This window comes from Humidesulfovibrio idahonensis, from assembly GCF_054657715.1.
In genome coordinates, this window is sequence record NZ_BAAHYE010000002.1 from 1025001 (window position 1) to 1045645 (window position 20645).

A 20645-nucleotide genomic window follows, 5' to 3' on the forward strand; every position below is an offset into this window, starting at 1 on the left:
GCGGACTTGTTCCGTGACCGCATGCCTTTTGCATAATGAGTCAGCGAGTTACTCTGTAGTGCAAGGTTAAGTCTAAAAAAGACGGAGCCGAAGCGAAAGCGAGTCTGAATAGGGCGCATAGTACTGCGGAGTAGACCCGAAACCAAGTGATCTATCCATGAGCAGGTTGAAGCTCAGGTAAAACTGAGTGGAGGACCGAACCGCCGTAAGTTGAAAATTACCCGGATGACTTGTGGATAGGGGTGAAAGGCCAATCAAACTTGGTGATAGCTGGTTCTCCCCGAAATATATTGAGGTATAGCCTCAGGACGAGATTGACGGAGGTAGAGCACTGACAGGGCTAGGGGGCTTACCCGCTTACCAACCCCTATCAAACTCCGAATGCCGTCAATTGCTTCCTGGGAGTCAGACTGCGGGTGCGAAGGTCCGTAGTCGAAAGGGAAACAGCCCAGATCGTCAGCTAAGGTCTCTAAATCTATGCTCAGTGGAAAAGGTAGTGACGTTGCTTAGACATCCAGGAGGTTGGCTTAGAAGCAGCCATCCTTTAAAGAAAGCGTAATAGCTCACTGGCCTAGCGATGTTGCGCCGAAAATGTATCGGGGCTAAGCATAGTACCGAAGCTACGGGAGTACGCTAGTCGTACTCGGTAGGGGAGCGTTCTTAGACGCGACGAAGGTGAACTGTAAAGTTTGCTGGAGTAATAAGAAGTGATTATGCTGACATGAGTAACGATAAAACGAGTGAAAAACTCGTTCGCCGTAAGCCCAAGGTTTCCTGGGTAAAGTTAATCTTCCCAGGGTGAGTCGGTCCCTAAGGCGAGGCAGAAATGCGTAGTCGATGGAAAACAGGTTAATATTCCTGTACCGGTGTGTGAGCGCGATGAAGGGACGCAGGAGGGTAGGTTGGCCAGGTGTTGGATATCCTGGTGTAAGCCCGTAGGGTTGAACTGTAGGCAAATCCGCAGTTCTACATGCCCGAGAAGTGATGCCGTGGCCGCAAGGCCTGAAGCAACTCATCCCAGACTGCCAAGAAAAGCTTCTAAGTTTATCACACGCTGACCGTACCGCAAACCGACACAGGTGGGCGGGTCGAGTAGACCAAGGCGCTTGAGAGAACTCTGGTTAAGGAACTCGGCAAAATGACCCCGTAAGTTCGCAAGAAGGGGTGCTCTTTGTGGTGATGGTTTAACTTCCAAAGCCTCGAAGAGCCGCAGAGAATCGGGGGTGGCGACTGTTTACTAAAAACATAGGTCTGTGCGAAGTCGTAAGACGACGTATACGGACTGACGCCTGCCCGGTGCTGGAAGGTTAAGGGGTGAGGTTAGCAGCAATGCGAAGCCTTGAACCGAAGCCCCAGTAAACGGCGGCCGTAACTATAACGGTCCTAAGGTAGCGAAATTCCTTGTCGGGTAAGTTCCGACCTGCACGAATGGCGTAACGATCTCCCCGCTGTCTCAACCAGAGACTCAGTGAAATTGAAATACGGGTGAAAATGCCCGTTACCCGCGGAAAGACGGAAAGACCCTGTGCACCTTTACTATAGCTTGACATTGGGTTTTGAACAAGCATGTGTAGGATAGGTGGGAGGCTGTGAATTCGGGGCGCTAGCTTCGGAGGAGCCATCCTTGAAATACCACCCTTGCTTGTTTAAGATTCTAATTCCACACCGTTATCCGGTTGGAAGACAGTGTCTGGTGGGTAGTTTGACTGGGGCGGTCGCCTCCAAAACAGTAACGGAGGCTTGCAAAGGTTCCCTCAGCCTGATCGGAAACCAGGCGTTGAGTGCAAAAGCATAAGGGAGCTTGACTGTGAGAGAGACATCTCGAGCAGGGACGAAAGTCGGTTTTAGTGATCCGGTGGTCCCGCATGGAAGGGCCATCGCTCATAGGATAAAAGGTACGCCGGGGATAACAGGCTGATCGCATCCAAGAGTTCACATCGACGATGCGGTTTGGCACCTCGATGTCGGCTCATCACATCCTGGGGCTGAAGCAGGTCCCAAGGGTACGGCTGTTCGCCGTTTAAAGTGGTACGCGAGCTGGGTTTAAAACGTCGTGAGACAGTTTGGTCCCTATCTTCCGTGGGCGTTGGAGAATTGAAGAGGGCCTGCCCCTAGTACGAGAGGACCGGGGTGGACGAACCTATGGTGTTCCTGTTGTCACGCCAGTGGCATTGCAGGGTAGCTAAGTTCGGAAGGAATAACCGCTGAAAGCATCTAAGCGGGAAATCTGCCTCAAGATTAGTTCTCCCTCAGCTTCGGCTGCTGAAGACTCCCGGTAGACCACCGGGTTGATAGGCTGGGCGTGTAAGTGTGGTGACACATTTAGCTAACCAGTACTAATAAGTCGTGCGGCTTTTGATTTCAAAAAGCTCCTCTCTCCCCTATCTAACTTATATATTTGTCTTGGTGGCCGTGGAGGCGGGGGTACACCCGATCCCATTCCGAACTCGGAAGTTAAGCCCGCCATCGCCGATGATACTGCGGTTCTAATCGTGGGAAAGTAGGTCGCCGCCAAGACTTAATTTCAAAAGGCCCGCTCTCAAATGAGAGCGGGCCTTTTCTCGTTTGCCAGCGTGGCGCTCACTCGCGGCTATCCCCGTCCTGTCGCCTCCGGCAATGCGTATTGCGCCGAGTTAAGGGGGGAGAAGCCCCAAAACATGATGCGCATATTGCCAAGAGTGCGCATGACGCTAAAGGCCCGCTTTCGGGGCAACGTCCGTCGAGGACTTGTCTTCGCCTATGCACAAGCATTCAGGATAGGACGCAGGGTCAGGATTGCAAGCATCCTCATTCTTTCGCGTTCGTCCCCTTGGGCTGATGCCATTTGCAGAACGTTGTGCCGCCTATGCCCGGTCGCAGGGAACAAAGGCGGCCGGCTGAACCTACCGTGCAGTCTCGACCTGTTCGCCTGACTTCAACTCGTGAATGAGGTTGCGAAGCTCTTCCGCCTGGCGAGCGAGCTCCACAACGGCTCTTGCCGCATCTCCCATGGCCAAAGAGCTCTGTTTGGCAACCTGGTTCACGTCCTCGACAGCATGATTGATCTCCTCGCTTGCGGAGGACTGCTGCTCTGCAGAGGCAGCAATGGCTTGCACCTGGCCCGAAGCCGCCTCGACAAGCGCCACGATCTCCTCAAGGGCATGGCCGGATTCGCCAGCAAGATCCGTCGCGCACGAAATCGAATGCACGGCCTCGTCCACACGTGCAATGTTCGTCCTTGTCGCCGCCTGAACGGATTTTATGGCATCGCCGACCTGCTTGGTGGCTGTCATCGTCTTCTCCGCCAACTTGCGCACTTCGTCGGCCACCACGGCAAAGCCGCGTCCGGCATCACCTGCCCTGGCGGCCTCGATGGCGGCGTTCAGCGCAAGAAGATTTGTCTGGTCTGCAATGTCGCTGATAACATTCAATATTTGGCCAATTTCTTCGGACTGGACTCCAAGTTCGGTCATCTGCGTCTTTAGGGCGACGGCAATGCCCCGCACCTCTCCAATGCCCGTGATGACTTGATCCACGACGGTTGCGCCGGCTTTTGCCTTTGACTGTGCAAGGGTCGAGGTCGCCGCAGTCTGGGTCGCGTTGCTGGCGACTTCAAGAACTGACGCGTTCATCTCTTCCATGGCCGTGGCCACCTCGGCCGCCTTATGCGCCTGAACCTGAGCACCTTTGTTGGCCTGCTCGACTTGGGCTGCGAGCTGCTCCGATGCGGTTCCGACCACTTCAACAACCTTTTCGAGCTTGATGGCTGCCTGGAACATGCCTTGCTTTTTCGCCTGTTCGGCCCGCGCCATGGCTTCCTCTGCCTTTGCCGAGGCGACATGCGCGTTGCGCGCCTCTTCCTGCGCCACGTGTTCGGATTCCGCAGCCTGGTTGATGCTTGTTTGTATTTTGGAAACAGTATCAGCCAGAATGGCTGCGAGGTTACCTATCTCATTGCCTGTCTGTATGTCGCACTGGCAGTCGTAATCGCCGGCAGAGACACGCTTTGCATAAGTGGCGAGACTGGACATCGGCTTCAATATGGAACGGATAGACAGGAAGGTGAGCGCAAGAACCAGAATATTGATTGCCAGTGCATATCCGAACAGGGTGGTAATGCTTTGAGAAAGCGTTTTGTCGGCAGTGGCCTCAACGCTGAGGACTTCCTTGTTTGCCAGTTCCACAGTGCTGTCGACCGCCGAACGATGTTTTCGATACGCGCTTGTCAGCGGTCCTTCGAGAATTTTCTGTGCCGCATCAAGATCGTTGCGCTGGATGGCGGGGATGAACTGTGTCTTGAGAGTTGTTAGAAACTCTTGAGCAGGTGCCGCGGCGTCTTCGAGCATGGTTTTGCGCAACGCCGGAAGCTTCAACTCCGTTTTCCAGAAGGTGTTTCGTTCCTGATACTCCTTATCCAGCCTGGACAACCTTTTGAGCAGCTCTTCTTGCTCTGGCCCCTTGGCTTTGGTGAGTTCAAAGCAGGTCAGATAGCTTTCAATGAGATACGCAGGAGGAGGGAGGATGTCCGCGAGCAGATCTTTGTATGAGACGATTTCCTGGTATAACGGACTTCGGATTTTTACTTCGTTGATCGTCCGCATGGAGACGACGAGCAAGGCCACGGAACCAAAGAGCGCAAGCAGGGCTGTAAGCCACAATCTTGCGGAGAGAGAAAACGCACGTGGGGGCATGGTTCCTCCTGCAAAAATGTTAATTTTAAATACTAATACTCATGCGCAATGCCCATAAAGCTTGAAAATGTCAAACTGTGTTAATGTGCGTGTGTGTACTTACTGTTGCTCTGCACAAAAAAAGACCCGACTTGCGCCGGGCCTTTGGGATGCTGAGGGATGTTCTCTACTGTAGTGCGGCAGGGAGGTGCTAGAATTTGTAACCGAGCGAGAAGCCAGCCATGTAGGCCCGGCTCTGGGTCACCTGGGTAGCGCCGATGATGTTCGAATTCGCGTTGATGCTTCTGTCGTTGTTGATGACGCAAGCAAGGGAGAAGTCGTAGGTGTACTTGCCGTCGATGATGCCGAAGCCGGTGCTGATGATCTTGCGGTCGTTGGTCGGCAGCATGTAGTCCTCATAGCCTTTGCGTATCGGATCCTGGTCCCAGACGAGACCGGCCCGGAGCGCAAGCCACTTGGTCGCCATGTACTCGGTGCCGAGCTGAAAGCGCCACACGTTGCGCCAATACTTCGGCTTGATGGTCGTGCCGTTGTCCTCAAAGGAATAGCGCATGTCCTTGTAGTCCTGCCACTGCGTGAAGATCGCGTCCGCTTCGATTTTCCAATCCGCATTGGGCTTGTAAGCCACGCCGAGATTGTACGAGGAAGGCAGGTCCAGCGTGATGGTCAGGTTCTGGTTGTGCGACACACCGGTGTAGTGCACGCCGCCCTTGTCCGAGGCGCGCTGTGAGGTGTGATAGACGAAACCGGCGCTCCATTCGTCATTGAAGATGTAATGCAGCGCGGCCTGGCCGCCAAAGCTCACGCCGTCGACGAACATCCGCACGTCCGAGTTGGGCACGGCCGTCTTTTGACGAAGGTCCGCGGAGCTGTAAAGAATCTCCGGTCCAACCGCCACAGAGAGCTTGTCCGTGAGCTTGAGGGCGATGTTCGGCGCAAAGGAATAGGAGCTGAGCTCCGAGCGGTACAGCTTGGTGGCTCCGGCCCAGTCGACGCTGTACTGGGTGCCGACGCCAAAGCGGGTGTACACGCCGACGCCAAGCCAGGCCATGTCGTTGATCTGGTGCACGAGGTAGGCGTGGGGCGGAGTGTAGATGTTCGTCTGGGTCGTGGTCTTGGCGCCGGTCCCGGTCTTCACATCGGCGACAGGGGCGATGGCGGTCATGCCGAACATCATGCTGTCGCCCAGAATCTGGGTGATGCCGGCCGGGTTGTAGGCCACGGCCGAGGCGTCGTCGGCTATGGCGATCATGGCGCCGCCCATGCCGTTGGCGCGGGCGCTGTATTCGTTGAGGGCGAAGCCGCCCGCATGGCAGACTGTGGGAACGAGCATGAGCAGGACAAAAGCCCGCAGACTGGCGATGACATGGCCGACACTTCGATTGGAACGCATCCGGTCTCCTCTTGGCAAATTGATTGACACAGCATCTATTGGTGTTGACAACACGCTGCTTTGAAACAGCAAATTGCAAAAGATGGAATCAATTACCAGCTTGGGGAGGGAATGTAAACGTGCAAAATCGCGCTGTTTGAAGCGTGGCGCAAAAAAAGAAGGGCGCATTGCTGCGCCCTTCTTCGAGGGAAACCGGACACCCGGGTTCGGACCGCTACCGCTGCTCCCTTTCGGGCCTGACGGGATTCACGGCGAACTCGCCGTCCGGCTTCCCCGGGGTGAAAAATGGCGGAGAGGAGAGGATTCGAACCTCCGGTACCCTTTCGGGTACACACACTTTCCAGGCGTGCTCCTTAAACCGAGCTCGGACACCTCTCCGCGAGGACGAACCAATTAATACGAATCATCTTGGCTGGCAAGCGAAATCTGTGCGATATGCAATTTTACCGCGTTTTCCTCAGCCGAGCTTGAGGCTGCCGCGCAATTCGCTCAGTTCCTCGCACCGGGCCTTGATCATGACCCGCTGCAGGTCATCGACGATGCGGAAGGCCTGGTCCGGGCGGAGGAAGTTCGCGGTGCCTACCTCCACGGCGGCGGCGCCCACGAGGATGAACTCCAGCGCGTCCTCCGCGCTCACAATGCCGCCAATGCCGATGACCGGGATGCTGACCGCCTTGCAGGCCTGGTGGACGCAGCGCAGGGCCACGGGCTTGATGGCCGGGCCGGAAAGCCCGCCCACGACATTGGCCAGGCGCGGCCTGCGCGTGCGAATGTCCACGGCCATGCCGAGCAGGGTGTTGATGAGGCTCACTGCGTCGGCGCCGCCATCCTGCGCCGCGCGCGCACACAGGCCAATGTCCGTGACGTTGGGCGAAAGCTTGACGATGACGGGCTTGCCCGCGGCGCGCTTCTTGACCTCTTCCGTCACCTTGCGGATCTGCGTCGGGTCCTGGCCGAAGGCCGCGCCGCCCGTCTGCACATTGGGGCAGCTCACGTTCACTTCCAGGGCGGCGACGCCTTCCTCGCCGGCAAGAACGCCGGTCAACTCGCCGAACTCCTGCACCGTGCAGGCATACAGGTTGGCGATGATGGCGGTTTCGCGCCAGGGCAAAAGCGGCAGCTTGTCGCGCACAAAGGCCTCGACGCCGGGATTCTGAATGCCGATGGCGTTCAGCATGCCGCAGGGCGTCTCCACGATGCGCGGCATGGGGTTGCCCTCGCGCGGCTTCAGGGAAAGCCCCTTGACCACGATGCCGCCCAGGCGCTTCAAGTCGCCGAAATTCATGAACTCAAGCCCGAAGCCGAAGGTGCCGGAAGCGGTGATGATCGGATTCTTCAGCACCAGGCCGGCAAATTCAACGCGCAGATCCATGCCCTCTCCTTACCTTACAAGTGCACGTCTTCGGCCTTGAAGACCGGGCCGCGGGCGCAAACCTGCACGTGTTTGTCCTGGCCGTCCTTGCACACGCAGCCCAGGCACGCGCCCACGCCGCAGGCCATGGAGCGCTCCAGGGAGAGCTCCGCGCGCACCTGGTGCACTCTGGCGGCTTCCTGAATGGTCTTGAGGAAGGGCAGGGGGCCGCAGGCCAGCACGATGCCGCCAGCCGCACCAGCCACTTCCGATTCGATGCGCTCGATGATCATGGGCAGGTCCTCGGCGCTCTTTTCCTGAATGGCCTCGGCGCGGACCTTGTCGGACATGAGGGCGAAGGGGTAGCTGTCCAGGCTCGGTCTGTGGGCGAAGACCAGGCGCAGAAATTCCGGCGTGGGGTGCTTTTCGATGTAGCCCCGGAAGGGCGCTATGCCCATGCCGCCGGCCAGCAGCAGCGTGGGGGTCTCCTCCGGCGCGCTGAAGCCGTTGCCGAGCGGTCCCCAGATGATGACGTCGTCTCCGGGCTGGAGCCGGGCCAGGCGCGCGGTGCCGCGTCCCACAACCTGGAAAAAGAAGGTCACGGAGTCGGCGTCGGCGCGGGAGATGGAAAAGGGCCGCCCCCACGAAAGCTCGAGCCCCCAATGCTTGGGGCGCAGCATGGCGAACTGGCCGGGGCGATAGCCCGCCCACTCGGGGTTCTCCAGCGTGAGCTCCACGAAGTCGCTGGGAACATCCCAGGCTCCAAGGAAGCGCACCTCGCGCACCTTGACTTCACGGCAATTTCTGACCACGATCCCCCCATCCTTTGTCCTGCCCGCAGCGGCAGGGCGCACTCTCACCCAAAGGCGTTTTCCCCGAATGGACAAACTTGCACCTGAAATATTGGCCCCGGCGGGCGACCGCCCGAGCTTCCTGGCTGGCGTTGCCGCCGGCGCGGACGCCATCTACCTGGGACTGAAGCACTTCTCCGCCCGCATGCAGGCCAAGAACTTCGGCCTGGGCGAGCTGGCGACTCTCACGGAATATGCCCACGAGCGCGGCGTGCGCGTGCATGTGACCATGAACGTGCTGCTCAAGCCGGACGATGCCCGCGCCGCTGGCGGGCTTATGGAACGCCTGGCGCGCATGGTCAAGCCCGACGCCCTCATCGTGCAGGACCTCGGGGTGCTCGCGCTGGCCCGGCAAGCCGGCTACGAGGGCGATCTGCACATCTCCACCCTGGCCAACGCCACCCACCCGGCGGCTCTTGCCGTGGCTCGGCAACTTGGCGCAAACCGCGTCGTTCTGCCCCGCGAGCTGGACCTGGACGAGGTGAAGCTCATGGCCGGGGCATGCCCGGAAGGCCTGGGCCTTGAAATCTTCGTCCACGGCGCGCTGTGCCACTGCGTCTCCGGCCGGTGCTGGTGGAGCAGCTTCTTTGGCGGCAAAAGCGGTCTGCGCGGCCGTTGCGTGCAGCCCTGCCGCCGCTTGTACAGGCAAGGCGGCCTCAAAGGCAAGCCCGAGGGGCTGTTCTCCTGCCAGGACCTGAGCCTGGACGTGCTCACAAAAACCTTGCTGGACGTGCCTCAGGTGACGTCTTGGAAAATTGAGGGCCGCAAGAAAGGGCCGCACTACGTCTATTATGTTGTCACGGCCTACCGCATGCTGCGCGACGACCCGAACAACGCGGAAACACGCAAGGCCGCATTCTCGCTTTTGGAGCAGGCCCTGGGCCGGCCGGCCACGCATGGCGTGTTTCTGCCCCAGCGCCCTTATCCGCCGGTCAAGCCGGGCACCAGCACCGCCTCTGGGCTCACGGCCGGGCTGGTGAAGCGCGAGCCCGACGGCAAGGCCTATGTGCAGACCTGGCAGGACCTGCTCCCCGGCGACTTGCTGCGCCTGGGCTGCGAGGACGACCCCTGGCACCAGACCATTCCCCTGCGCCGCCGCATCCCCAAGGGCGGCAGGCTCGACATCCGTCCCGTGCCCGGCTCCAAGGGCGGTCCTCCGTCCAAAGCCCCGGCGTTTCTCATCGACCGCCGCGAGCCGGAGCTGATGCAGCTTTTGGCCGGAATGGAAAAAGAACTGGCCGTGCGGCCGGAGCCGCCGGAGAAAGAGGCCTCCAGCTTCCACCCCAAGACCTACAGCGCTCCACGCGTGGAGCGACGCACGGAACTGAGCGTGTTCCGCAGCCTGCCCCGCGGACAGTCGCGCGGGGGCAAGGCCGTGGAGACCGGCATCTGGCTGGAGCGCTCGGCCCTGCTCGACACCCCGCGTCCGGTCACCGGGCGCATCTGGTGGTGGTTGCCGCCGGTCATTTGGCCCAATGAGGAAGAGCGCTACAAGCGCCTTGTGGGCGAGGCCCTGGAGCGCGGGGCGCGCATCTTTGTGCTGAACGCGCCGTGGCAGGTGGGGTTCTTTGCCGAGAGAAAAGACATCCGGCTCATTGGCGGCCCTTTCTGCAACCTGGCCAGCGCGCACACCGCCGCGCAATACGCGTCACTCGGCATGGAGAGCGTGTTCGTCAGCCCGGAGCTTTCCGGCCCGGAGCTGCTTTCTCTGCCCCGGCACAGCCCCGTGCCGCTCGGAATCGTTATGGGCGGCTTTTGGCCGCTGGGCATAACGCGCATTCTGGCGGAGGAAGTCCGCCTGGAAGAGCCCATCCTGAGCCCGCGCGGCGAGGTGGCCTTTGTGCGCAAGATCGCCAACAACCATTGGATCTACCCCGGCTGGGAGCTGGATCTCTCCGCCCACCGCCGCGAGCTGGAGCAGGCCGGGTACGCCATGTACGCCACGTTGCGCGAGCCCTGGCCCAGGTTCCTGGAAACCGCGCCGCGCACCAGCGTGTTCAACTGGGACCAAGGGCTGCTGTAACCGAGGGGGATGCATGGGCGATTTGCCGCGCGTAGGCGTTAGCCGCTGCTTGCTGGGCGAGGCCGTGCGCTATGACGGCGGCCACAAGCTGGACCGCTTTCTGACGGATGTGCTGGCCCCCTTTGTGGAGTTTGTTCCCGTGTGCCCGGAGGTGGAATGCGGGCTCACCGTCCCGCGCGAGGCCATGCGGCTTGTGGGCGACCCGGCGGCCCCGCGCTTGCTCACGGTGAAAAACAAGGTGGACCTCACGGAGCGCATGGACCGCTGGGCCGAAGCAAAAGTCGCGGAACTGGGCGCGGCGGACCTGTGCGGCTTTGTGTTCAAATACGGCTCGCCCTCAAGCGGCATGAGCCGTGTCAAGGTCTACCCGGAAAACGGCGGCGCGCCCGCGCTCAAGGGCAGGGGGCTTTTCGCCGCCAGACTCATGGACGCCCTGCCGCTGCTGCCCGTCGAGGACGAGGGCCGGCTCAACGATCCTGTCCTGCGCGAGAACTTCATCGAGCGGGTGTTCGTCATGCACCGCTGGCGGCGGCTTGTGGGCGGAAAGGGCTTCAGCCTTGGCGCGCTGGTGGACTTTCACACCCGGCACAAGCTGCTCGTCATGGCGCACAGCGTGGTGCACTACCGCAGCCTGGGCCGGCTGGTGGCCCACGGTGCGGACATGCCGCTGCCCGACCTGAAGGCCGCATATTTGAGCGCGCTCATGGAGGCCTTGCGCCTTCCGGCCACCATCAAGAAAAACGTCAATGTCCTTGAGCACGTCATGGGCTACTTCAAGCGTTCCTTGAGCCCGGACGAGAAGCAGGAGCTGCTTGAGATTCTTGCTGCCTATGCCCAGGAACTGTTGCCGCTCATAGTCCCCGTGACTTTGCTTAACCATTACGTGAGGAAGTTCGGCGAGGGCTATCTGGCCGGGCAATGGTACCTGCGCCCGCACCCGGCGGAGCTCAAGCTGCGCAATCACGTTTAAAATCCGCCGGCCATCTTGCCGCGAATACTGTTCATTGGTATGCTTCCACAAAAGGAGTGTGCCATGGTCGCCTATGTCCATCAGATAGATCCCCGTGAAGCGGGGAAGTTTCTCGACGAGGTCCGCCTCGGCTCGCGGACGCTGCTCGATGTGCGCCAGGACTTCGAGTATGCGGAGGGGCATTTGCCCGGATCGCGGCATATTCCCCTTCCTGAACTGGCCGAGCGCCTGGGCGAGCTGGACAAAAACCTGCCGATCCTCGTGTACTGCCATGGCGGCATGCGCAGTTTGGCCGCCGCGAACATGCTGGCGGGGCAGGGCTTTCGCGAGATCATGAGCCTCAAGGGCGGCATAATGGCCTGGGAGGGCGCGCAGGCCCAAGGCCCGGCCGATCTCGGCATGGCTTCGCTCGCCGCGGCGGAGACGCCTGCCGCGCTTCTGGAGCACGCCTGGGGCATGGAGCTGGCGCTTGAGAAGTTCTACGGCGCCCTGGCCGGTCGCGCCACGGACCCGCAGCTGGCGGCCTTGTTCCGCCGCATGGCCGGATTTGAGGAAAAGCACCGCCGCGTGCTCGTGGAGATCTGGTCGCGCCTGGAAGGCGGCGAAACCAGGGCCTTCGAGGTCCGCGCCAAGGCCACCATCGTCACCGGCGTTCTGGAGGGCGGCGTGACGGCCAAGGACTACCTCGGCCTCATGAGCGACCCGTCCGATTCCGCAGAGGCCCTGGAACTGGCCATGGCCGTGGAGGCCCAGGCCCTGGACCTGTACCTGCGGCGCACCGTCTCCGTCACCGACGCCGACCTGCGGCGCACGCTGGTGCTGCTGGCCGAGGAGGAGCGCGCCCACCTCAAGGTGCTGGGCACCTTTGTGGACGAGCGGGCCAAGCTTTAGGCGCGGCGTTTTTGCAGCAGGTTTCCGGCCAGGATGAGCGCCAGCCCGGCATACGTCGTGGCGTGGATGGTCTCGCCCAGGATGAAGTGGATGAGCACCAGCGACAGGAAGGGCGAGAGGAAGATCAGATTGCCGATGCGCGCCGTTGATGTGGTGAGCCGCATGGCCTTGAGCCACAACACGAAGCTGACGCCCATCTCGAACACCCCCACATAGCAGGCCGCGGCCATGCCGGGGTTGTCCCAAGCGGGCAGCCCCGTGGTCGCCAGCGCGGTGCAGAGAATCAGCGGCAGCGCGGCGGCGAAGTTCAGCAAAAGGGCCAGCACAGGGTCCGTGGCGTTTTTGGTGTTGCCTATCCAGTACAGCGCCCAGATGAGCGTGCTGCACAACGCCAGGCCGATGCCGAAGGGATTGCCGAAATCCGTCCCCGTGAGGTTGCCCTGTGTGGAGAGCGCCACAACGCCCAGGTAGCTGACGCAGATTGCGGCAAGGTCGCGCCTGGTGAGCTTTTGCCCCAAAAAGGGCACGGCCAGAAGCGAGAGCGTGATGGCCCACGTGTAGTTGAGGGGCTGGGCCACCTGGGCCGGCAGCAGGGAATAGGCCTTGAACAGCACCAGATAATAGAGGAAGGGGTTCAGCGCGCCCATGAGGCAGTTGCGCAGGATGTCGCGGCCGCTCAGCTTGCGCAAAAGGCCAAGGCGGCCCTGCGCGGTCAGGATGACGAGGAGCGTGAGCACGGACACCGCATCGGCCACGAGCAGCAGCTGCACGTGGTTCATGTGCCCCAGGGCGATTTTGAAGGCCGAGGCCACGGTGCTCCAGATGAGCACCGTGCCAAGACCATACATGTAGGCCAGACGCTGCCTTGCGGAGGCGTCGTGCACCAATGCCGCCTAAATCACCACGTGGCGGCGGATGTGGGCCACGGCTTCCTCGTTGGAATCGGTCACCAGGAACAGGTCGAGGTCCTTGGCGTTGCAGTAGCCGTCGGCCACCAGGCGGTCGCGGAACCAGTCCACCAGGCCGCCCCAGTAGTCCTTGCCGAGCAGCACGATGGGAAAGGCCTTGATGCGCTTGGTTTGAATGAGCACCAGCGCCTCGGAGAGCTCGTCCAGGGTGCCGTAACCGCCGGGCAGGGCGATGTAGGCCATGGCGTATTTGATGAACATGAGCTTGCGCACGAAGAAATATCGGAAGTCGCAGCGCACGTTCAGGAACTGGTTGTTCTTCTGTTCCAGCGGCAGGTGGATGTGCAGGCCCACGGACTTGCCGCCGGCGTCGAAGGCGCCCTTGTTGCCGGCCTCCATGAGTCCCGGGCCGCCGCCGGTGATGACGGCGAAGCCCGCCTCAGTGAGCTGGCGCGCAAGGTCGATGGTCTTTTCATACAGCGGGTCGCCAGCCTTGACACGTGCGGAGCCGAAGACGGAAACCGCCGGGCCGAGGTCATTCAGGGTCTCGAATCCGTCCACGATCTCAGAGAGTATCTTGAACAGCCGCCAAGACTCCTGCATGGACAGGTCGTCGATGAGGTACTGTTTGGAATTGGGCATGGGCTTTTCAATGGCTCCCGGAATAGTGGTTGCGGCCCGGCAAGGTCTTTGGCTAACATGCGCGGGTCAGGGACCAGCCTTGTACACGGATTCCGAAGCAAGCGGAAGAGGGACGCCCCCCTACCGGCCTGCGGCGGCTTGTTCCATAAACGGTTCAACGCGGGGTAACCATGAAGATAAATTTTTTGGGCGCGGCCCAGGGCGTCACCGGCTCCTGCTACATTCTGGAGACCGGTGGGCATCGCTTCGCTGTGGATTGCGGCATGCATCAGGGCAACGCGGAGATTGAAAAGCGCAACCTGAACATGGACGCCTACCGTCCGGGCACGCTGGAATTCATTCTTGTCACCCATGCGCACATCGACCACATAGGGCTTTTGCCCCGCGTGGTGGCGAGCGGCTTCAAAAATCCCATCTACGCCACGCCGCCCACCCGCGACCTGATGCAGATCCTGCTGCTCGACAGCGCGCATATTCAGGAGATGGAAGCCGAACAGCAGAACCGCCGCCGCCAGCGCCACGGCAACAAGCAGGTGGAGCCGCTGTACACCACGGCCGACGCCACGGCCACCTTCCCGTTTATCCAGACCATCGAGTACAACAAGCCCTTCGAGCCGGTTCCGGGCATTCGCGTCACCTATCGCGACGCCGGGCACATCCTCGGCTCGGCCTTTATCGAGGTGGAGTACACGGAGGAGGGCAAGCACACCAAGATCATCTTCTCCGGCGACCTTGGCCGCCCCGGACAGCTGATTCTGCCCGACCCCAGCAAGGGCAACGGCGACCACACGGACTACCTGTTCATGGAGTCCACCTACGGCGACCGCGACCACAAGAGCGTGGAGAACAGCCGCGAGGAGCTGGCCTCGGCCATCGCCTACAGTTACAAGAACCACGAGAAGGTCATCATCCCGGCCTTTGCCGTGGAGCGCACCCAGCAGATTCTGTACACGTTGTTTCTGCTCGACCAGGAAGGCAAGCTGCCGAAAGACATGCCGATTTATCTGGACAGCCCGCTCGCCATCCGCGCCACGGAAATCTTCAGAAATCATCCAGAGTATTTCGACGACAAGACCAAGGCCCTTTTGAGCGCCGGCAAGGACCCGCTGTCTTTGCCCAACCTGCGCTTCAGCCAGACGGCGGAGGAATCGCGCGCGCTGAACACCATGACCGGCTCGGCCATCATCATTTCGGCCAGCGGCATGGCCAACGCCGGGCGCATCCGTCACCATCTGCGGCACAACCTCTGGCGCAAGGGCGCGAGCATCGTGTTCTGCGGCTACCAGGGCGAAGGCACGCCGGGCCGCAAGATCGTTGACGGCGCCAAGCAGATAACGATCTTCGGCGAGGACGTGGCCGTGGCGGCCAAGGTGTTCACCATCGGCGGGTTCTCGGCCCACGCGGGCCAGGCGGAGATCCTCCAGTGGCTCAAGAGCTTTGACGGCAAGGACACCAAGGTCATCCTCATCCACGGCGAAGTGAAGGCCCTCAAGACGCTGTCCGGCATCGTGCACGACCAACTGGGCATGGAGGTGCACATCCCCTCGTACCTGGAGGAGCTGACCCTGCAGCCCGGCAAGGGCATGGTGCCCGTTGTGGACGAGGCCAAGGCCGCGCCCCGCATCGACTGGGATTTCCTCCTGTCCGACTCCCAGAACCTCTTTGCCGAGTTCCAAAAGCGCATGGCCCTGGCCAAGGCCAAGCCCTGGGTGGCCCAGACGGAAATCCGCGACCGCTTCCTCGATTTGAACCGCAAGATGGTGGAGCTCATCAGCGAGCTGTAATATGCGTGTTATAGCAGGCGAATATGGCGGAAGAAGCATCCGCACAGTGGAGGGGCCGGGCTACCGGCCCGCCACCAGCAAAGTGCGCCAGGCGGTGTTCTCCATGCTGGAGGCGCGCGGGGTTGCCTGGGAGGACTGCCGCGTGCTTGATCTGTTCGCCGGCAGCGGGTCCCTGGCCATCGAGGCCCTGAGCCGCGGCGCGGCCGAAGCCTGGTTCATGGACAAGAACCCGCACGCCGTCGCGGCCATCAAAGGCAACCTGGCGGAATTCAAGGTGGCGCCGCGCCGCTGCCGCGTACTTCTGGGCGATCTGCTCAAGACCTTGGCCAAGCCCGCCGCGGTCCCTTTCGACCTCGTGTTCGTGGACCCGCCCTATGGGCTTGACCTTTTGCCTCCGGCCATGGAAAAGGCCGTGCGCGGCGGCTGGATTGCCGAAGGCGGGCTTGTGCTCGCCGAAGTGGAGGCGCATTGCGATTTCGCTGGCCGCGTTCCGGCCCAACTCATCCCGCAGACCGACAGGCTCTACGGGCAGACGAGGATACTGCTGTGGCAGAATACAACCCCAGGCTCGCAGTCTACCCCGGAACCTTCGACCCCCTGACGCGCGGCCACATGAGCCTCATCTACCGGGGGCTCAAGGTTTTTGAGAACGTGGTGCTGGCCATAGCCCAAAGCACGCCCAAGAAGACCTGCTTCACCCTGGACGAGCGCGTGCAGATGGCGCGCGACACCTTTGCCGGCGAGCCGCGCATCATCGTGGAGCCCTTTGACGGGCTGCTCATCGACTATGTGCAGGGCCGGGGCGCCGGGGCCATTTTGCGCGGGCTGCGGGCCGTGTCCGACTTCGAGTACGAGTTCCAGATGGCGCTGATGAACCGCAGGCTCTCCCGCGAGGTGCAGACCGTGTTCCTCATGACCGACTACAACTGGATGTACCTGAGCTCCACCATCGTGAAGGAGGTCGCCCTGCACGGCGGCAACGTCAAGGGGCTGGTGTCGGAGCCGGTGCTGGCCAAGTTGACGGAGAAGCATCTTGCCCTGAAGTCGGAGAGCGGCGAGGCATGACCTCCCTGCGCGCCGTCTGCATCCTGGGGCCGACGGGCTCCGGCAAGACCGAGGCCGCCCTGGTGCTCGCCCGGGCCATGCCGGTGACGGTCATCAACTACGACTCGCGCCAGATCTACGCCGATTTTCCCATCGTCACCGCCCAGCCGGAGCCGCACGAGCGTGCCCAGTGCCCGCACGTGCTGTATGGAATACTGCCCACGGCCGAGGCCATGACCGCGGCGCGCTTTGCGGAGCTGGCCCGGGTCGAGATCGCCGCGGCGCAAGAGGCCGGGCGCACGGCTGTGCTCGTGGGCGGCACAGGGCTTTACGTGCGCGCCCTGGAGCAGGGCCTGGCGGATATTCCGGCCATTGCGCCGGCGGTGCGCCAGTGGGTGCTGGACCGCATGGCCAACGAGGGCAACGCCGTGCTGCACGCGGACCTCGCCAAGGCCGATCCGGAAAGCGCCGCGCGCCTGCATCCGCACGACACGCAGCGCATCGCCCGGGCGCTGGAGGTTTTTCTCGGCACCGGGCGCACGTTGACGGACTGGTTTGCGGAGCAGAAGCGCGGGGGCACAGGGGTGACGCTGTGCAAGGTCGGGGTCTCCACCACCTTGGGCGAGTTGGAGCCCCGGCTGTGGAAGCGCATTGAAGCCATGTTGGCGCGCGGTGCCGTGGAGGAGGTGCGCCAGGCTTACGAGCGCACGCCGGACCGCGAGGCGCCGGGCTTCACCGGCATTGGCTGTGCGGAGCTTTTGACCCACATTCTGGGCGAGACGGACTTGCCGGAAGCCTGCGAGCTGTGGCGGCGCAACACGCGCGCCTATGCCAAGCGCCAGCTGACGTGGTTCGCCAAGGAACAGGGCACGCGCTGGATCCGGGCCGAGGGCTTCGACCGGCTGCCCGGCCTTGTGCGGGACTGGGACGCGGACGCCTGATAACGCCCGCGCCCAGCCGCAAGAGTCTTTTGAATTCCAACTACCGCTCGAACACTCCCTCGAAGATGACGCGCACGTCGTCCTCGGTCATGGCGACCGGGGTGTTCACGAAATTGCGGGCATCCTTGAGCTGCATGGCCGAGGCCACATAGGCCGGCACATCCGCCGCGTCGAGCCCCAACTCCTCCGGCCGCAGCCCGGCCAGGTCCGTGGCCTCCAGCAGCGCCTCCAAACCTTCCAGGAAGGGATGCATGTCCCCGTCCTCGTCCGCACCGAAGCCCATGGCCACGGCCAGATTGAGCAGCCGGTCGCGGGTGTCCTCGTGCTTCTCCGCCAGTTCGATGAGCCGGGCGAAGTAGGACCTGGAGAGCATGACCAGCCCGGCGCCGTGGTGCGAGCTGACCTTGGACCCGCTGAAGGAGTATTCCAGCGCGTGCTGGGAAATGGGCGAGGACAGGGCCAGGGACATGCCCGCCGCCGTGCTGGCCCAGGCCATGGCCGTGCGCGCGTTGATGTCGTCGCCGTGCTCCACGGCCTGGGGCAGGAAGCGCGTCACCAGATGCGCGGCGTCCAGGCAGAGCATGTCGCTCATGGGCTGGTGCGCGACGGAAAGGAAGCACTCCACGGCGTGGAAGAACGCGTCCATGCCGGTGAAGGCGGTGAGGCGCGGCGGCATGGAGCGCATGAGCTCCGGGTCCACAAGGGACAGGGCCGGGAAAAAGGCGGGGTGGATGAAGCCGCGCTTGCCCGGCGCGCCGCAGAGCATGGACACGCCGTTGCCTTCCGTGCCGGTGCCCGCCGTGGTGGGGATGGCCACCAGCGGCAGCCCTTTGGCTTCGTCGCCATAGGCCTTGGCGGCCATGGCCTCCCAGAAGGGCTCCTCACGCGTGGCCGCAAGGGAGGCGGCCTTGGCGGAGTCGATGACGCTGCCGCCGCCGATGGCCACGAGGAAGTCCGCGCCCATGCTGCGGGCCTGGGCCGCGGCCGCGTCCACATCCTCGGTGCGCGGGTTGGCGCGCACTCCGTCGAACACGGCGGACTTGATGCCGCGGGCGGCGAGCAGCCCCTGCACGCGTCCCAGGTGCCCCTGGCGCAGAATGTTGCCGCTTTGCCCGATGAAGATGAGGGCCTTCTTGCCCTGGGGCAAAAGCGTCGTGGTCTCCAGCTCCGCCAAGCGTCCAGGGCCGAAGAGAAGCGTCGTGGGCATGCGGAAGTCGAAGGAAAGCATTGGGCCTCCTTTAGGGGCGCGTGGCGTGTTTCAGGGCGTCCTCGAACTGCGTCGGCGTGAAAAGATCGCGCAGCACAAGAGGGCTGTCCGGGTTGTCCTTGGAGAAGATGGCCAGCAGCGGAATGCTTTGGCTGCCCAGGGCGCGCAGCAGGGCTTCCGCCTCGGGGTTCCTTTCCGACAGGTCGGCCTTCATGAGCTTCAGGCCATATTTCGACTTCATGTCCCCAAGGCGCGCGGGCGTCAAGGTCGTCTGCTCCAGCACCTTGCACGAGGGGCACCAGTCGGCGGTGAAGTCCACCACCACGGTCTCCTTGCCCAGCATGGCCTTGAGCGCGCCCTCGGAATAGGGATCGATGTGGGACACGAGGCTCGCCGGACGCAGGGCCGCGAATACGGCCAAAACAAGTACGCCCGCGGCCAGCGCCTTCAAGACCTTCATGCGGCCGGTGTCGAAGCCGGGCCCGGCAGCGCCCCATATCCAGGCGCTCAGGGCTGTGAGCCAGAGCACGATGAGGGCCTGCACAAGGCGCGTGTCGGGCAGAATGCTCAACAAATAGATGCAGGTCGCCATGAGCAGCAGACCAACGATCTTCTCCAGGTGGCCCGTCCAGGGGCCGGGCTTGGGGAACAGGCGCACCAGGCCGGGAAAGAGCACCATGATGAGATAGGGCAGGGCCATGCCTGTGCCCACGGCCGCCAGCACGGAGCTGATGACCCAGGGAGGCTGCAAAAGCGTCCAGCCCAGCACGCCGCCCAGAAAAGGCCCGCTGCACGGCGTTGCCAGCAAGGTGGCGAGGAAGCCCGTGAACAAGGCTTGCAGCTTGGGGTGCGTGGTCATCTGGTCGAATTTCAAGTCCACGATGGGCAGGCTGAACACGCCGAAGAGGCTCAAGGCCAGGGCGAAGATCAGCGCGGTGAGTCCGAGCACCACGCTGGGCTTTTGGAAGATCTGCCCCCAGGCCAGGCCCGTGGCCCCCAATAGGCCGCCCAGGATGAAGAAATAGGCGAGGATGCCCAGGGCGAAATACATGTTGTGCTCGCAGAACTTGGCCCGGCGCGCCTTGGCGTCGGCAAGGGCGCTGCCCGCCATGAGGGCTGACAATTTGATGCTGATGACCGGCAGCACGCAGGGCATGAAGTTCAGGATGAAGCCGGCCAGCAGGCCAAGCAGCACAGCCTTGAACAAACCGCGCACTTCCAATTCAGGCTGATGGTAGCGGGGCTTCAGGTTCGCCCAGCCCTCGGCCGTGGCGGGCGCAATGGAGCCGCTGGTGGCAGCCGTCGGCGTCAGCTCCACCTGGGCCTGGGGCGCGGGCTTGGACGCGCCGAGGAGCTTGGGCCACCAGTCCTGGCCGCGGGCCTCCGGCGCTTTGCCCTTGGGCGGGGCATAGGCCAGGTCCAGGCTGGCGGGCAGGCATTTGTCCTTGGCGCAAAGCAGCATCTCCAGGGTCGCCGTGAGCCGCGCGCCCTTGAGGGGCTTGTCCGGCAGGGGCACAAAAAGGGGCGTGTGCCCCGGATAGGCGTTCACCAGGGCGCTGGGGTCCAGCGGGTCCGTGGTCGGCGTGCCCGCCGGGTAGAGCACGGGCAGGGCGATTGCGCCGAGCTTCGCCGTGAGGGTTGTCGGCTTGCCGAACCCGCCGGGATTGTGGGCATAGGTGTGCCAGCCCTCGTCCGGGTCCAAAAACAGCACGGCCAGACGCTTTGCGGCCAGTCCGGACTCGGCTCTGGCCTGGTCGCTCAGGCTGAAGACGGCCCAAGTGGTGGAAACAGGCAGGTCGCCATGCCTGTCTTTTGCGTGAGAAACGCTTAGAGTACCAAGGCTTAACAGGGTAACGCAAAGGCATGACCAGAAAAATTTCTGCAACATTTTTTTGTCCAATGTAATTTTTCGTGTTGACAAAGAGTGCCCCCCCGCGTAGACCCCTTTTCGCGATGACGACGCGGACGCG

General features: G+C 62.3%; 15 protein-coding genes, 1 tRNA gene, 2 rRNA genes and 1 other RNA gene (1 of these 19 only partly in view). 9 read left to right on the forward strand and 10 right to left on the reverse strand.

Going from position 1 to position 20645, the window contains the following annotated elements:
* Window positions 1–2361, forward strand: a 23S ribosomal RNA gene (locus ACYQ4W_RS05000) (it extends 579 nt beyond the left edge of the window).
* A 41-nt stretch (window positions 2362–2402) separates the two neighbouring features.
* Window positions 2403–2517, forward strand: a 5S ribosomal RNA gene (gene rrf / locus ACYQ4W_RS05005).
* A gap of 365 nt (window positions 2518–2882) precedes the next feature.
* On the opposite strand, the gene ACYQ4W_RS05010 is transcribed toward rrf, so the two are convergent.
* From ACYQ4W_RS05010 to ACYQ4W_RS05035, 6 genes are all read right to left on the reverse strand, one after another.
* Window positions 2883–4670, reverse strand: coding sequence for a methyl-accepting chemotaxis protein (locus ACYQ4W_RS05010; protein WP_459853552.1), 1788 nt, complete (start codon window positions 4668–4670; stop codon window positions 2883–2885).
* Between the two features lie 190 nt (window positions 4671–4860).
* Entirely contained in the window at window positions 4861–6063 is a 1203-nt protein-coding gene (locus tag ACYQ4W_RS05015) for an OmpP1/FadL family transporter (RefSeq protein ID WP_459853554.1), read from the reverse strand.
* A gap of 180 nt (window positions 6064–6243) precedes the next feature.
* An RNA gene (gene ffs, locus ACYQ4W_RS05020) (signal recognition particle sRNA small type) lies at window positions 6244–6340 on the reverse strand.
* Window positions 6341–6349: 9 nt separating this feature from the next.
* Window positions 6350–6441: transfer RNA gene (locus tag ACYQ4W_RS05025), tRNA-Ser, on the reverse strand.
* 79 nt (window positions 6442–6520) lie between these two features.
* Complete coding sequence (locus tag ACYQ4W_RS05030; protein ID WP_459853557.1) at window positions 6521–7435, reverse strand: dihydroorotate dehydrogenase; 915 nt, start codon at window positions 7433–7435, stop codon at window positions 6521–6523.
* Between the two features lie 14 nt (window positions 7436–7449).
* Window positions 7450–8226 (reverse strand): iron-sulfur cluster-binding protein, encoded by a 777-nt coding sequence (locus tag ACYQ4W_RS05035; RefSeq protein ID WP_459853560.1) that lies wholly within the window; start codon window positions 8224–8226, stop codon window positions 7450–7452.
* Between the two features lie 67 nt (window positions 8227–8293).
* Between ACYQ4W_RS05035 and ACYQ4W_RS05040 the strand changes: the two genes are divergently transcribed.
* The 3 genes from ACYQ4W_RS05040 (at window position 8294) to ACYQ4W_RS05050 (ending at window position 12149) form a co-directional block, all read left to right on the forward strand.
* Complete coding sequence (locus tag ACYQ4W_RS05040) at window positions 8294–10288, forward strand: peptidase U32 family protein (protein WP_459853563.1); 1995 nt, start codon at window positions 8294–8296, stop codon at window positions 10286–10288.
* Window positions 10289–10301: 13 nt separating this feature from the next.
* Complete coding sequence (locus ACYQ4W_RS05045) at window positions 10302–11258, forward strand: YbgA family protein (RefSeq protein ID WP_459853566.1); 957 nt, start codon at window positions 10302–10304, stop codon at window positions 11256–11258.
* Between the two features lie 63 nt (window positions 11259–11321).
* A complete protein-coding gene (locus tag ACYQ4W_RS05050; protein WP_459853569.1) occupies window positions 11322–12149 on the forward strand; it encodes a rhodanese-like domain-containing protein in 828 nt (275 codons plus the stop codon).
* Here the strand turns inward: ACYQ4W_RS05050 and ACYQ4W_RS05055 are convergent.
* Complete coding sequence (locus ACYQ4W_RS05055; RefSeq protein WP_459853572.1) at window positions 12146–13033, reverse strand: DMT family transporter; 888 nt, start codon at window positions 13031–13033, stop codon at window positions 12146–12148. The two genes, ACYQ4W_RS05050 and ACYQ4W_RS05055, sit on opposite strands and share 4 nt — an antisense overlap.
* 9 nt (window positions 13034–13042) lie before the next feature.
* Window positions 13043–13699: an LOG family protein gene (locus tag ACYQ4W_RS05060; RefSeq protein WP_459853575.1), complete on the reverse strand. Its 657-nt coding sequence runs from the start codon at window positions 13697–13699 to the stop codon at window positions 13043–13045.
* Window positions 13700–13869: 170 nt separating this feature from the next.
* Between ACYQ4W_RS05060 and ACYQ4W_RS05065 the strand changes: the two genes are divergently transcribed.
* The 4 genes from ACYQ4W_RS05065 to miaA are packed head-to-tail and all read left to right on the forward strand — an operon-like array spanning window position 13870 to window position 17468.
* A complete protein-coding gene (locus ACYQ4W_RS05065; RefSeq protein WP_459853578.1) occupies window positions 13870–15483 on the forward strand; it encodes an MBL fold metallo-hydrolase RNA specificity domain-containing protein in 1614 nt (537 codons plus the stop codon).
* 1 nt (window position 15484) lies between these two features.
* Window positions 15485–16084, forward strand: a complete 600-nt coding sequence (gene rsmD / locus ACYQ4W_RS05070) for a 16S rRNA (guanine(966)-N(2))-methyltransferase RsmD (protein ID WP_459853581.1) — start codon at window positions 15485–15487, stop codon at window positions 16082–16084.
* On the forward strand, window positions 16030–16548 hold the full coding sequence (coaD, locus tag ACYQ4W_RS05075) for a pantetheine-phosphate adenylyltransferase (protein ID WP_459853584.1): 519 nt from the start codon (window positions 16030–16032) through the stop codon (window positions 16546–16548). Before rsmD ends, coaD begins: the two co-directional genes overlap by 55 nt.
* Window positions 16545–17468 carry a tRNA (adenosine(37)-N6)-dimethylallyltransferase MiaA gene (gene miaA, locus ACYQ4W_RS05080; protein ID WP_459853587.1) on the forward strand — a complete coding sequence of 308 codons (924 nt, stop codon included), beginning with the start codon at window positions 16545–16547 and terminating at the stop codon, window positions 17466–17468. Before coaD ends, miaA begins: the two co-directional genes overlap by 4 nt.
* A 40-nt stretch (window positions 17469–17508) precedes the next feature.
* Here miaA and ACYQ4W_RS05085 read toward each other — a convergent pair whose 3' ends face one another.
* Together ACYQ4W_RS05085 and ACYQ4W_RS05090 are read right to left on the reverse strand one after the other, a co-directional pair.
* Entirely contained in the window at window positions 17509–18696 is a 1188-nt protein-coding gene (locus ACYQ4W_RS05085) for an iron-containing alcohol dehydrogenase (RefSeq protein ID WP_459853590.1), read from the reverse strand.
* A gap of 10 nt (window positions 18697–18706) precedes the next feature.
* On the reverse strand, window positions 18707–20563 hold the full coding sequence (locus ACYQ4W_RS05090; RefSeq protein WP_459853593.1) for a protein-disulfide reductase DsbD family protein: 1857 nt from the start codon (window positions 20561–20563) through the stop codon (window positions 18707–18709).
* Window positions 20564–20645 lie beyond the last annotated feature (82 nt).